The organism is Pseudomonas sp. Irchel 3F6 (genome assembly GCF_900187595.1).
In the GTDB taxonomy this organism is placed as follows: Bacteria; Pseudomonadota; Gammaproteobacteria; order Pseudomonadales; family Pseudomonadaceae; genus Aquipseudomonas; species Aquipseudomonas siliginis.
The window spans coordinates 75,286-88,883 of the sequence record NZ_FYDP01000003.1 but is presented as its reverse complement, the minus strand read 5'-3'; the positions used below and the strand labels follow the sequence as shown (position 1 = coordinate 88,883).

The following is a 13,598-nucleotide window of genomic DNA, read 5'->3' as shown; positions in this document are numbered from 1 at the left end:
CGAGCCTGCTCGCGAAAGCGGTGTGTCAGTCAACGTCAACGTCGCTGGCAGATTGCATTCGCGAGCAGGCTCGCTCCCACATTTGAATCGGTGTATCAGTGACGGAAGTGGCGCATGCCGGTGAAGACCATTGCGATGCCGGCTTCATCAGCAGCAGCAATCACTTCGTTGTCACGCATCGAGCCGCCCGGCTGGATCACCGCAGTGATGCCGACCTTGGCCGCATTGTCCAGACCGTCGCGGAACGGGAAAAACGCGTCGGACGCCATGACCGAACCGGCCACCTGCAAACCGGCGTGCTCAGCCTTGATCGCGGCGATGCGTGCCGAGTTGACGCGGCTCATCTGGCCGGCGCCGACACCGATGGTCTGGCGGTTCTTGGCGTAAACGATGGCGTTGGATTTGACGTACTTGGCGACTTTCCAGGCGAAGATCAGGTCGTGGATTTCCTGTTCGGTCGGCGCGCGCTTGGTCACCACTTTCAGGTCATCGGCGCTGATCATGCCGATATCACGGCTCTGCACCAGCAGGCCACCGTTGACGCGCTTGTAATCCCACGCAGCGGCGCGCTCAGCCGACCACTCGCCGCAGGCCAGCAGGCGTACGTTGGCTTTGGCCGCGACGATGGCGCGGGCTTCTTCGCTGACCGATGGGGCGATGATCACTTCAACGAACTGGCGCTCGACGATCGCTTTGGCGGTCTCGGCATCCAGTTCACGGTTGAAGGCGATGATGCCGCCGAACGCCGACTCGGTGTCGGTGGCGTAGGCCAGTTCGTAAGCCTGGCGGATGCCGCCTTCGGCATCCGGGCTGACCGCCACGCCGCACGGGTTGGCGTGCTTGACGATCACGCAGGCTGGCTTGACGAAGCTCTTCACGCATTCCAGCGCAGCGTCGGTGTCGGCGACGTTGTTGTACGACAGTTCTTTGCCTTGCAGCTGGGTCGCGGTGGCGATGCCGACTTCGGCCGGCCTGGCTTCCACGTAGAACGCCGCGCTCTGGTGCGGGTTCTCGCCGTAGCGCATTTCCTGAGCCTTGATGAACTGGCTGTTGAACGTGCGCGGGAATTCGCTGCGACCTTCAGTGCTCAGGGTTTCAGCGGCCTGGTTCACGGTGCCCATGTAGTTGGCGATCATGCCGTCGTAGGCGGCGGTATGTTCGAAGGCCTTGAGCATCAGGTCGAAACGCTGAGCGTAGGTCAGGCCGCCGGCCTTGAGGTTTTCCAGGACGTTGGCGTAATCGCTGGCATTCACCACGATGGCCACGTCTTTATGGTTTTTCGCTGCCGAACGGACCATGGTCGGCCCGCCGATATCGATGTTCTCGATGGCGGTCGGCAGGTCGCAGCCTGGCTTGTTGATGGTCGCTTCGAACGGGTACAGGTTGACCGCTACCAGATCGATCGGCTTGATGCCGTGCTCGTTCATGATCGCGTCGTCAGTACCGCGACGACCGAGGATGCCGCCGTGGATTTTCGGGTGCAGGGTTTTCACCCGACCGTCCATCATCTCGGCGAAACCGGTGTAGTCCGCGACTTCCACTGCTGCAACGCCGTTGTCGCGCAGCAGCTTGAACGTTCCGCCGGTGGAGAGGATCTCGACGCCCAGAGCTTCAAGCTCCTTGGCGAATTCGAGGATCCCGGTCTTGTCGGAAACGCTGATCAAGGCGCGGCGGATCGGCAGGCGGGTAGTCTGGTCGGTCATCTCAATTTCCATCAAAAGCAAAGGAAGTCAGCAAAAAAGGCGACCGTTTTTTACGCGGGCGCCTTTCTGGTTTGATTGAATGCTTACAGCAGATCGTACTGCTTGAGTTTCTTGCGCAGCGTGCCGCGGTTCAGTCCCAGCAGCTCACTGGCCTTGGTCTGGTTGCCCTTGACGTAGTTCATCACGCTTTCGAGCAGGGGCGCCTCGACTTCGGACAGCACCAGGTTGTACACATCCGTGACGGACGCGCCCTCAAGGTGGGCGAAATAATTGTGCAGCGCCTTCTCGACACTCCCGCGAAGGGTCTGGCCTTCTTCGCTCGGCGTGTTGAGGTGCTGTTTCAAATTCACGTTGTCGCTCACGGGTGTTGTTCCACTCACTAAAGTCTCGGTCATCATCGTCATGCGGCCACCCCTTCTTCGTCCCCTGTCAGGCTCTTGTAACGCTCGGCGAAGAACTCCCGAACGTCGGCGCATTGTGTTTCCGTACCATCCAAACGATTGAAACGGGCGCGAAACTCCCTGGCGCCCGGCAAGGTTGCGAGATACCAGCCCACATGCTTGCGGGCAATGCGCACGCCCATCACGTCACCATAAAAGGCGTGAAGGGCAGCCAGATGCTCCAGCAGGATGCGTTCCACTTCGCTCAGTTTCGGCGCCGGCAATTTCTCGCCGGTACGCAGGAAATGATCGATCTCGCGAAAAATCCATGGCCGCCCTTGAGCGGCCCGGCCTATCAGCAGGCCATCGGCACCGGTCGCATCAAGCACGTATCGGGCCTTTTCCGGCGAATCGATATCGCCGTTGGCAAACACCGGGATCGACACGGCCTGCTTGATCGCGGCAATCGTGTCGTACTCGGCTTCCCCTGTGTACAGATCGGCGCGGGTGCGGCCATGCACGGCCAGCGCTGTGATCCCGGCCTGTTCGGCGATCTTCGCCACGTTCAGACCGTTCTTGTTTTCGCGATCCCAGCCGGTGCGGATCTTCAGGGTGACCGGCACATCAACCGCGGCCACTACGGCCTGCAGGATCTCGGTCACCAGTGCTTCGTCTTTCAGCAACGCGGAGCCGGCGGCCTTGTTGCAGACCTTTTTGGCCGGACAGCCCATGTTGATATCGATAATCTGTGCGCCCAGTTCGACGTTGGCCCGTGCCGCATCGGCCAGCATCTGCGCGTCGCCACCGGCGATCTGCACCGAGCGCGGCTCGGGATCGCCTTCGTGGATCATGCGCATGCGCGACTTGCGGGTATTCCACAGGCTCATGTCACTGGTGACCATTTCCGAGACTACAAGCCCTGCGCCCAGACGCTTGCACAGCTGACGAAAAGGCTGGTCGGTGACGCCCGCCATCGGGGCGAGAATCAAACCGTTCTGCAATGTATATGGGCCGATGCGTACCGCCGACATAGGACTTCCCTGAAGTGGGGCCGGATCATGAGAGTTCGAAAAAGGGTGGGCATGATACCCGCTCTCGATGACTGGTTAAAGGCTGAATTGAACAAAATCTGAACAGTTATTCTGTTATCGCCAACGGTTTGGTTGGCCGCGATCCAGTCAGAAAAATGCCGTCAATCGAGAAACGCTGAAGCGGTTCACTCCGGTGAGTGGAAGTTCAGGCTGTAATTCACCGCTTTCGGCCCCGGATCGAGAATATCCAGGGCGATGTGGATCGGCGTCTGCGGCGGCATTTCCGCGAGGCCTTCGAGATCGCCGCTCAGATACTCGCCGGGTTTGAAGCGACGACTGGCGATCAGATGACCGTTGAGGTCGGCGAAGCGCAGTTCGAGCAAAGGGAACGGCTGGGAAAACGTCGCCCGGTTGTAAATGATCGCGTCGACCACCAGCGCCCCGCTGAAATCGGGATGGCTGCGCACCACCAGATTGCTGCTCTTGATTTTGCCGATATCGACTTTCGACGGCACGGTGCAGCCGATCTGCGGGCAGATCTGCTGGAACCACGGTCGGTATTGATCCTGCCGCGCCAGTTCCTCGAAGTGATAGGCGATGTACTGGGCGGCAAGGCCGCCGGCCGCCAACACCACCAGCACCAGCCAGAGCAGGCGCCGGCCCCAGGGCGAGCGGCGCTGCTGCCAGTCCAGTTGCAGCGGGTCGTCGGTCAGATCCTGCAGGACCTCGGCGCGCACCCCGGGCTCGGCCCGTTCGCGTTTTTTGCGCGGCGAAGTGATCAATGGCAGATCGTCGTCATCGTTGTCGTCGCTAGCCGACAGTCGTTCGCGGCGGGCGTTGGGGTCGATCGGGTCATGCAGGCGCAATTGCGGAATCGGCGGCTCGTCATCCAGATCCACCGGCTCCAGCGACAGCGAAGGTTCGGTGCGCTCGGGTTCGAGGGTTTCGATGCCGTCGATATCCGGCTCGATATCCGGCGCTACGCTGCGCTCATCCGCAGGCTCGCTGAACAGGCTGTCGGGCCATGTGCCTTCGTCCGGCTCCGGGCTGTCGCGTCGGGCGCTCAAGGATTCTTCGCGGGTACGGCCGAATTCGGCGGCCGGCTGGATTTCGCGCTGTTCGAGGCGGGCGAGTTCTTCGTCCAGATCGAGGCTGTCCAGATCCAGTTCCGACGCGCTCCATTGCTTCTGGCTGATGGCGCGCGGTGCGGGGATCTGTTCGACGACCGCAGAATCGCTGACAGGCGCGGGCGCTTCAGGCAGCGCTGGTGCGAGCGGCGTCACCGTGTCCTTGCCGGAATGTTGCTCGAGCAGCTGCTTGGCGGCATTGAACACTTGCAGGCAGGAGCCGCAACGAACCACCCCGCGCGCCACGCTCAATTGAGCATGGTTGACGCGGAAACTGGTCTGGCAATGCGGGCATTGGGTGACGAAACTGTCGGTCATGCGGCGATCCGGTTCAGGCAAGCGGTCATTTTAGCGCCGACGCCCGGTGATGCGCACCCAGCCGTCGCGATTGGCGATCGGGTCGAGCTCGAAGTCCTGCGCATAAGCTGCCGCTACTTCTTCGCCCTGCTCGGCGAGAATGCCCGACAGCGCCAGGCGCCCGCCGCTCTTGACCAGACCGGACAGTTGCGGCGCCAGCGACACCAGCGGGCCGGCGAGAATGTTGGCGACCAGCACGTCGGCCTGAACTTGCGGCAGATCCTCGGGCAGGTACAGCGGGAACAGCTCATCGGCAATATTGTTGCGCCCAGCGTTGTCGCGCGAGGCTTCCAGTGCCTGTACGTCGATGTCGGTGCCCACAGCTTGTTTGGCGCCGAGCAGCAGGGCGGCAATCGCCAGAATCCCCGAGCCACAGCCGAAGTCGAGCACGTGGCAGCCTTTCAGATCCTGACCGTCGAGCCATTCCAGGCACAGTGCGGTGGTCGGGTGGGTGCCGGTGCCGAACGCCAGGCCCGGGTCCAGCAGCAGGTTGACCGCGCCAGGCTCGGGCGCGGCGTGCCAGCTCGGCACGATCCACAGACGCTGGCCGAAACGCATCGGCTCGAAACCGTCCATCCAGCTGCGTTCCCAGTCCTGGTCTTCGATGACTTCGCTGTGATGTTCGGGCAACGGGCTGCCGGTCAGCAATTCCAGATGGGCCAGCACCGGTTCCGGTTCGGTACCGCCTTCGAACAGCGCCAGCAAGTGGGTGTGCGACCACAGCGGCGTGGTGTTGAGTTCCGGTTCGAAGATCGGCTGGTCTTCGGCGTCCATGAAAGTCACCGACACGGCGCCGACTTCGAGGAATGCGTCCTCGTAGGTTTCGGCTTGTTCCGGGGTGATGGCGAGACGGACTTGCAGCCAAGGCATGGCGGGCACCTTTGAAAATCTGTGGGGCAGCCCGAAGCTGCAAAAGCGCGCAGTTTACGCCAGGTCGCCGGCAAAGTGGACACACCGCTTGGCTGTTACACATTCGCGGCCGCGATATACATATGTATGGCCTGAGCACTTTTGTCGGCAAATAGAGTGAGCGCTCATCTCTACGCAACAAAAGGCTGGACGACATGGCGGATCAACAAGGGACTGTAGAAGAAAAACCACCGATAGCCGCTGCGTCTACGGGGTCGGTGCAGGAGATCCTCCTGCGCATCACGCGCTGGCAGGTGATGATCGACAAGCGCTTGAACAGCCAGATGACGTTGCTCGAGGCGCTGGAGCATTTCGCTTTGACTGAACTGCGCAGGCATTACCCGGACGGCCATTTCGCCCCGGGCTTTGTGGTTGCGCTGCTTGACGCCATTCTGCAAAAGCTTATCGACGGCCGGCCAGTCATGTTCCTGGCGCTCCAGGACGCGCCATTTCGCTGGCCTGGGGGCGCTGACCCCGGTTTACCGTCCAGCCGTCATGAGCATGTGATCCGGACGGTGGATAGCGTTTCGCTGCACTTCCTCGACCAGTACAAAAAATACCTGCGAGAACATTGGACGACAAAAGGGCAGGAAGCGCTGTTTGATCGCCTGATCAAGCGCAAGCTGCGGCGCTATATCAAGGATATCGAGTTACTGTTGCGCCGTGACCAACTGGCGGGCCTGACACTGGATCAATTGCGCAGCAAAATCGACCGGGTTCACGCCCGCAGCACGCGTCGGTACCGGTTGACTGCCCTGGCAACCGGCGCAGAGAAAAAGATTCTCGAGGCGCATTCCTTCGCGCAACTGCCGTCATGGATGAAGGCGCTGAAGGAGCCGGATCGCGCCTTGTTGCGCGATTATCAGGAGCAGACGTCACTGGCGCAGGCAGCTCTCGATGACTTGCTGCAGGGCCACGGCTCGTTGCGCGCCTTTGCCCGCCAGCAGGCCATCGAATACATTCAGCTCAAGCTCGACATGGCGGTTGAACCAGACCGGATCGACGTGCGGCTCAGATGGCGCTCGGCGGTCGGTGAGCCGACCCACAATCGCAGCCTCAGTGACCTGCTGGCATGCGGGCCGATCGGTCAGGACTTCGCAGCGGTGTTGGAGATCACCAGTCCTGCGCCATTGCGCAACCAGTCACTCAAGCCGGCATTCATTGCCGACATGCTGGCGGAACAGGATTATCCGGCGGACTACCTGCGCGCCCTCGCCGAGCAGTACCAGCGCACCGACGTGCAAAAGGCACTCATCGACTGGTTCACCGTACGGCTCAGGCAGAGCGCATTCGTCGCGCGCTGCGCAGCTCATCTGGCGGATTCCGACCATGAGCGTCTGGAGCAGATGTGGTCTGGGCAAGCGGCAATGAAACCGTTGCAAGTGGCCGCATTGACGCTGCCCAACGGCATGCAATGCGCCGATCTTCTGGTGTTCTACCAGGCAGAGACTGAGCAAGCGGCGAATAACCTGGTGCTGTACGCGCCCAACAAACCGGACGGTCAGGAGTGGGTCCGGTTGCCTTCGATTGCGGCGTTGACCGGCGAAGTATGGAGCTGGACGCAGAGCGAATCCGGTCGCGAGTATCTGTTGCAGCAGCTTTCGCCGACGGCACATCACCCGGCACGTGATTATCTTGTGGCTGCGGCGGCCAGTCCTGCTCTCTGGGGCATGCAGAGTGACCTTCGACGAACGCCCTTGCCGTTCGACGAGTGCGTCGAAGCCGCTGCAAAAATGGCCCTGGCAAACAACCTGCAGCGGGTCGAGCAGGACAACTCGCTGCGCTGGTACACGACGCTCGCGCTCGAGGCTCGCCGGCGCATCAGCAGTCTGAATCAGGAACTGATCGTTCATCAGCAGGTGTTCAACGAGCTGCTGGGCGGTTTCGAGGTTTTTGTCGATTTCGCCAGGCGCTCGGTTGCCGCAGCGATCACGCCCTATATGCGCAGCAAGAACGTGCTGGAACCGGTCGATCCGGCCACCGTGTTGATCGATTACAACCCCGGTGTCGCCGACCGCAGGAAGCAGCAGGTTGCCACGCTGCTCGACCTGGCCATTCACGGCTACGATGACAACTCCGGCATCGACCATCCGAAAAAAGGCGTGCGATCGTCGGTTGGCCAGGATCTGAGCCAGGTGCGCAGCGCCGATCTGGCGCTGTATCTGCGCCGGGCGTGGCTGGGTGAAAAATACGCCAGCGAGATCCGTGGCAAATATCTCGATCCGCGTGATGCTGCCTACGAACCGCGTCGCTTTGCCTACCGCAACGTGCTGCTGTCAAAGATGGACCGGGATTTACGCGTTGCCAGAAGTCAGGCGCGATTGAGCGACGCGGTGTATTCGGCGCTGGTCCGTCAGGTTTCTCTGTTGAGCCAGGTGCCAGCACCGGGTACGCATTTTCCGGGCGCCAGCATGGTTGAAAGTGACGGCGTGTTCAGGTTCACCGTGCGCCATCACGTCGTGCTCGGGGTGTATGTGCTGACCTCGTTCGACCCCGAGCCGTCCTGGTGGCTGTACACGCCCGATGCCCCCGACGGAATTGTGGTGCGCGCGTATCAGTCACTGTTCGGCGACATCGCGGGCGTATTGCATGACTACTTGATGGCGCGTACGCCGGTTGCTGCGCGCAGCATCGTGTCACGCACCCTGTATGCGATTGCGGCAAAAAAACAACGCGTCGATACGCTGCACGAAGCGCAGCGCCTGATTGACGCCCGTAGCGAGTTCAACGCGTACATCGAGCGCGCGGTCACGGATGTGCAGGACATCACCACCAGCCGCGCGCAAATGATCGAACGCCAAGTGGTCAAGGGGCTGATGTTTGCAGCCGCACCGTTTTGTATGGTGTTTCCACCGTTTGCCTTGCTGCTTGACGTTGTGTTGATTGCCGTCAGCGCTGGTCAGGCGGTCGCGGCGCATCTGGAGGGCGACATCGATGGCGCGCTCGGCCACTGGCTGGAGGCGTCGTGGGGGGCGCTGTTTGCCATGGTCGGCGCAGGCAGTGCGATCAAGTGGCTGGGCGGTGCGGCCAGGAGTCTGAAGCACACCATGAGGCCTGTTTCGTTGTTGTCAGAGCGTCTGAATACCGTGGCTCCGCTACGCAGGGACGCGCTGCCGGCGATCCGGGAGGTACGCTTTCATGCCAGGCAGGCCGTCAGCAAGACGCCCGAACATTTGCAAAGGGTGAGCGAAGAAGGCGTCTTTTTCGGCACCTGGCGCAGCCCGTCCAGCGCTGCACAGCCGCAACCGGCCTATTACATTCGCAACAGAGGCAAGTACTTTCTGGTCAGGGAAAATCCGCATTTCGGTGGCCTGAGCCTGGTCGATGCCCGTCGCCCGAGCGCCATCTATCAGCAACCGATTCAGCTTGCTCCGGGGGGCAAGTGGACACATGCCAGGGTCGGACTCACAGGAGGCAACGTGCGCAACCTTGGGCGCGTGAATAATTTGAATGATGCTTTTCCTGGAGGTGTCGAGCCCGTGCTGAACCGCGGCGCGCTGCAGGGCGAAGCCGTAGTGGCGGCTTTCCGTCCCGGATCGCAGGATAACTACCTGTTTTCGTTGAATGCGCAGAGTTGCGTCATCGCCTCGCTGTATAACCCGACGACGAGAGTGGGTGCGGTCATTCATTTTGATCACAATATTCGCCCGTTGATCGAGCGAAGTGTCACGCAGGTGCTGGAGCGTCTGGGGGGAACACCGCAGAACATTCGCGCCACGCTGGTGGGTGGCGACTGGCTGTCGGCGGGTGCTGACATCGGCGGTCCGGTCAGGCGAGTGTTGCGCGAACAGGGCCTGCAGCCGACATGGGATTACTGGTCATACTCGTCCTGCCTGGGCAACAGCTATGGCGTGGTGCTGAATCTGAACAATGGAGTCTCGAGAGTGTTCAAGCATTCCGCTGGTCAGATTGGCAGGTTGTACAACCCGCTTATCGCCAGATCGAGCTATGCCACGGACGGGCTCTCGATACGTGCCCGAAACTTTACGAGGCGGTTCACCCGCAGACCGTTACATGAAAACGCAGCAGGAGCGGTGGTCGATGAGGCTGGCCTGGGGGCATCTGCCACAATGGTCGAGCAGCAGGCGTTCTCCACGGTAATGGTCTGATCTGCTTGTTGCAGGCATAAAAAAACCCGATCCGCAGGGATCGGGTTTTTCATGCCGCTTCAGCCTTACGACTGTTTGGCCAGCTTGTGCTCGAGGTAGTGAATGTTCACACCGCCTTTGCAGAAGCCTTCGTCACGAACCAGATCACGGTGCAGCGGGATGTTGGTCTTGATCCCGTCGACCACGATTTCGTCCAGGGCATTGCGCATGCGTGCCATGGCTTCGTCGCGGGTTGCGCCGTAAGTGATCAGCTTGCCGATCAGCGAGTCGTAGTTCGGTGGCACGGCATAACCGCTGTACAGGTGCGAATCGACGCGAACGCCGTTGCCGCCTGGGGCGTGGAAATGCTTGACCGTGCCCGGGCTCGGCATGAAGGTCTTCGGATCTTCAGCGTTGATCCGGCACTCCAGCGAGTGACCGCGGATGACCACGTCATCCTGAGTGAACGACAGCTTGTTGCCAGCGGCGATGCTGAGCATCTCCTTGACGATGTCGATACCGGTGACCATCTCCGAAACCGGGTGCTCCACCTGAACACGGGTGTTCATTTCGATGAAGTAGAAACGGCCGTTCTCGTAGAGGAACTCGAAAGTACCGGCGCCACGGTAGCCGATGTCGATGCATGCCTTGACGCAGCGAGCCAATACTTCCTGGCGCGCTTTCTCGTCGATGCCCGGTGCCGGCGCTTCTTCGAGAACCTTCTGGTGACGACGCTGCAGCGAGCAGTCGCGGTCGCCCAGGTGGATGGCGTGGCCCTGGCCGTCGGACAGAACCTGCACTTCGACGTGGCGCGGGTTGGTGAGGAATTTTTCCAGATAGACCATCGGGTTGCCGAACGCCGCGCCTGCTTCGGAGCGGGTCAGTTTCGCCGAGGCGATCAGGTCTTCTTCCTTGTGCACCACGCGCATGCCGCGACCACCACCGCCACCGGCGGCCTTGATGATCACCGGGTAGCCGACTTCACGACCGATGCGCAGCGCCGTTTCTTCGTCTTCCGGCAGCGGGCCGTCAGAGCCAGGAACGGTCGGTACGCCGGCTTCGATCATCGCGTGCTTGGCCGATACCTTGTCGCCCATCAGGCGGATGGTGTCGGCTTTCGGGCCGATGAAGGCGAAGCCGGAGTTCTCGACCTGCTCGGCAAAATCGGCGTTTTCCGCGAGGAAACCGTAGCCTGGGTGAATGGCGGTAGCGCCGGTCACTTCAGCGGCAGCGATGATGGCCGGAATGTGCAGGTAAGACTGAGCGGCGGACGCCGGGCCGATGCAGACGGATTCGTCTGCCAGACCCAGGTGCATCAGCTCTTTGTCGGCCTTGGAGTAAACGGCGACGGTCTTGATGCCCATCTCTTTGCAGGCACGCAGAATCCGCAGGGCGATCTCACCGCGGTTAGCGATCAGAACTTTTTCCAACTTCGCAGTCATCAAAGGCTCTCCGCGGTTCAAACGATGGTGAACAGCGGTTGGTCGTACTCAACCGGCTGGCCGTCTTCGACGAGGATGGATTCGATCACACCGCTGGTTTCAGCTTCGATGTGGTTCATCATCTTCATGGCTTCGACGATGCACAGGGTGTCGCCTTTCTTCACGGTCTGGCCGACTTCAACGAAGGCAGGCGAGGTTGGCGAAGATTTGCGGTAGAAGGTGCCGACCATCGGCGAACGGGCCACGGTGCCGTTCAGCGCGGGTGCAGCAGCGGCAGCCGGAGCAGCGGCAGCGACTGGCGCGGCAGCAGGGGCAGCGGCCGGAGCCTGCATCGGGGCTGGCGCGTAGTACTGCTGCGCCGGGGTCTTGCTGTGGCGGCTGATGCGTACGGACTCTTCGCCTTCCTTGATCTCGAGCTCGTCGATGCCGGACTCTTCCAGCAATTCGATCAGTTTCTTAACTTTACGGATATCCATGAATCATCAACTCCCAAGGGTCGGTCAGGGGCGTATAGCTTGGTGTTCAAGCTGCTCTAGTGCGGCCTCCAGGGCCAGTCGGTAACCGCTGGCGCCAAGGCCGCAGATCACTCCTACCGCTACATCGGAGAAGTAGGAGTGATGGCGGAAAGGTTCGCGCTTGTGCACGTTGGACAAATGCACTTCGATGAATGGGATGCTCACTCCCAGCAGCGCGTCACGTAATGCGACACTTGTGTGCGTAAAAGCCGCCGGATTGATCAGAATGAAGTCCACGCCTTCACCGCGTGCAGCGTGGATGCGATCGATCAATTCGTACTCGGCGTTGCTTTGCAGGTGCAGCAGATGATGGCCGGCTTCACGGGCGCGCCGCTCCAGATCCTGATTGATCTGCGCCAGGGTCGTCGACCCGTAGGTCCCCGGTTCCCGGGTGCCGAGCAGGTTCAGGTTGGGGCCGTGCAGCACCAGTAGCGTCGCCATCTGCGTTGTCCTTGTTATCAATGTGCAGTCGTCATAACCCGGCGACTATGCCGCAAAGCCTTTGTGACTGTCCAGTTCCATGCAATAGGCGGCACGATGGGCGATGTTTGCGCGAAATTTGTGACCGAGTGAGCTGATCCGGTCATTCGTGGTGTCGGCAAGAGCCTCTTCGCGAGCAGGCTCGCTCCCACAGGGGTATGCATTCCAATGTGGGAGCGAGCCTGCTCGCGAAGGTGGTACGTCAGACGCGGAAGGCCTGAACGGCCGTATGCAGTTGGCCGCCGAGAACCAACAGATTCTCGCCCTGTTCGCGGCCCTGGCCGATGCGCAGCAGGTTATCCCCACCCAATTGATGAATGCGCTCGCTGTGATCGCGGATCTCGCTGACCGCGCCACTTTGCTGCGCGGTGACATCGGCGATGCGCACGGCGGTGTCGGCGATGGTCTGGATCGCGCCAACGATTTTGTCCAGTGCACCGTCCGCCGCTTGCGCCTGACTGGCCGTGGCTTCGGCGTGTTCGACCTGCGCGCGCATGCCTTCGACCGATTGTCGCGCGGCGGTCTGCAGACCGGCGATCAGCGTCTGGATTTCTGCCGTGGCCCCGGCGGTGCGTTGTGCCAGCGAGCGCACTTCCTCGGCGACCACGGCAAAACCACGGCCCATCTCCCCGGCGCGGGCCGCCTCGATCGCGGCGTTCAGGGCGAGCAGATTGGTCTGGTCAGCAATCGAACGAATCACTGTCAGCACGCCGCCGATGGTTGCTGATTCTTCTGCCAGATGTTCGATCATCTGCGCATTGCCTTGAACCTCACCGACCAGCGCATGCAGTCCGGTCAGGCTCTGGCCGATTACAGCCTGCCCATGCTCGACGGCGAGACCGGCATGACGACTGGCGTCGGCAGCCTGACGAGCATCGCCGGCCACTTGCTGAATGGTCGCCTCGAGTTCTCCCAGCGAATCGCGAATCAGCGCAGTATCGCCGGCCTGATGTTCGGCGCCGCTGTGCAGGTCATTGCTCAGTTCGGCGAGGGTGCGGCTGCTGCCCGCGACCTGCTCGGCGTTGCCGCGAATGGTGCCGACCAGATCCACCAGATAGGCGCGCAAGCGGTTGAGCGAGGCTTCGATGTCGTGCAGTTCTCGATTGGTCTTGCCCAGTTGGATGTCGCGACTGAAATCGCCTTCGGCCCAGGTCGACAGCGCTGGGGCGAGGTTGGTCAGGGTGCGGGCCAGGCGCCGCTGCAAGGTATCGATGAGGAGGGCGATCAGCAGAATCAGGCCGATCATCACGCCTTGCATCAGCCGCACTTCGCCCTGGATCTGCCCATGTTGCGCGCGTACCACCGGTTCGAGGCCGGAGATGGCGTGTTGCACGCTGGCGATTTTTTCGTGGGTCGCGGCGCTGAGCTCGGCGCGTTTCTGGATCTGCTGGCGGGTGCGCGCCAGTTCCGCCGGATAGCGGCCGAGCAAGCTGTTCAGTTCGCGTTTGAGGCCGACACCGGCATCTTCGGCGGCGGCTTTATCAGTGGTTTCGATGCCCATCAGCGCGGCGAAATCGTCACTGCTCGATTCGTTGCTGGCGACCACACCGAGCAAGGGCAGGGCAT

At 61.4% G+C, this 13,598-nt stretch carries 10 protein-coding genes; 1 reads left to right on the top strand and 9 read right to left on the bottom strand.

Annotation, left to right across the window (positions count from 1 at the left end; genetic code table 11):
- Nucleotides 1-95: 95 nt before the first annotated feature.
- From purH to prmA, 5 genes are all read right to left on the bottom strand, one after another.
- Nucleotides 96-1,703 (bottom strand): bifunctional phosphoribosylaminoimidazolecarboxamide formyltransferase/IMP cyclohydrolase, encoded by a 1,608-nt coding sequence (purH, locus tag CKW30_RS12155; RefSeq protein WP_095180917.1) that lies wholly within the window; start codon nucleotides 1,701-1,703, stop codon nucleotides 96-98.
- Nucleotides 1,704-1,786: 83 nt separating this feature from the next.
- Nucleotides 1,787-2,107 carry a DNA-binding transcriptional regulator Fis gene (fis, locus tag CKW30_RS12150; protein ID WP_002555375.1) on the bottom strand — a complete coding sequence of 107 codons (321 nt, stop codon included), beginning with the start codon at nucleotides 2,105-2,107 and terminating at the stop codon, nucleotides 1,787-1,789.
- Nucleotides 2,104-3,114, bottom strand: coding sequence for a tRNA dihydrouridine synthase DusB (dusB, locus tag CKW30_RS12145; protein WP_095180916.1), 1,011 nt, complete (start codon nucleotides 3,112-3,114; stop codon nucleotides 2,104-2,106). Before dusB ends, fis begins: the two co-directional genes overlap by 4 nt.
- A 185-nt stretch (nucleotides 3,115-3,299) precedes the next feature.
- Entirely contained in the window at nucleotides 3,300-4,559 is a 1,260-nt protein-coding gene (locus tag CKW30_RS12140) for a DUF3426 domain-containing protein (RefSeq protein ID WP_095180915.1), read from the bottom strand.
- Between the two features lie 30 nt (nucleotides 4,560-4,589).
- Nucleotides 4,590-5,468, bottom strand: a complete 879-nt coding sequence (gene prmA, locus CKW30_RS12135; RefSeq protein WP_095180914.1) for a 50S ribosomal protein L11 methyltransferase — start codon at nucleotides 5,466-5,468, stop codon at nucleotides 4,590-4,592.
- Between the two features lie 194 nt (nucleotides 5,469-5,662).
- Here prmA and CKW30_RS12130 point away from each other — a divergent pair, with 194 nt between their 5' ends.
- Nucleotides 5,663-9,616 (top strand): type III effector 1, encoded by a 3,954-nt coding sequence (locus tag CKW30_RS12130; RefSeq protein WP_143497944.1) that lies wholly within the window; start codon nucleotides 5,663-5,665, stop codon nucleotides 9,614-9,616.
- A gap of 65 nt (nucleotides 9,617-9,681) precedes the next feature.
- On the opposite strand, the gene accC is transcribed toward CKW30_RS12130, so the two are convergent.
- From accC to CKW30_RS27855, 4 genes are all read right to left on the bottom strand, one after another.
- Complete coding sequence (gene accC / locus CKW30_RS12125; protein ID WP_024011424.1) at nucleotides 9,682-11,037, bottom strand: acetyl-CoA carboxylase biotin carboxylase subunit; 1,356 nt, start codon at nucleotides 11,035-11,037, stop codon at nucleotides 9,682-9,684.
- A gap of 17 nt (nucleotides 11,038-11,054) precedes the next feature.
- Nucleotides 11,055-11,513: an acetyl-CoA carboxylase biotin carboxyl carrier protein gene (gene accB, locus CKW30_RS12120; RefSeq protein WP_016771862.1), complete on the bottom strand. Its 459-nt coding sequence runs from the start codon at nucleotides 11,511-11,513 to the stop codon at nucleotides 11,055-11,057.
- Between the two features lie 24 nt (nucleotides 11,514-11,537).
- A complete protein-coding gene (gene aroQ / locus CKW30_RS12115; RefSeq protein ID WP_016771861.1) occupies nucleotides 11,538-11,993 on the bottom strand; it encodes a type II 3-dehydroquinate dehydratase in 456 nt (151 codons plus the stop codon).
- A 241-nt stretch (nucleotides 11,994-12,234) separates the two neighbouring features.
- Nucleotides 12,235-12,783: a methyl-accepting chemotaxis protein gene (locus CKW30_RS27855; protein ID WP_370593508.1), complete on the bottom strand. Its 549-nt coding sequence runs from the start codon at nucleotides 12,781-12,783 to the stop codon at nucleotides 12,235-12,237.
- Nucleotides 12,784-13,598: the final 815 nt, after the last annotated feature.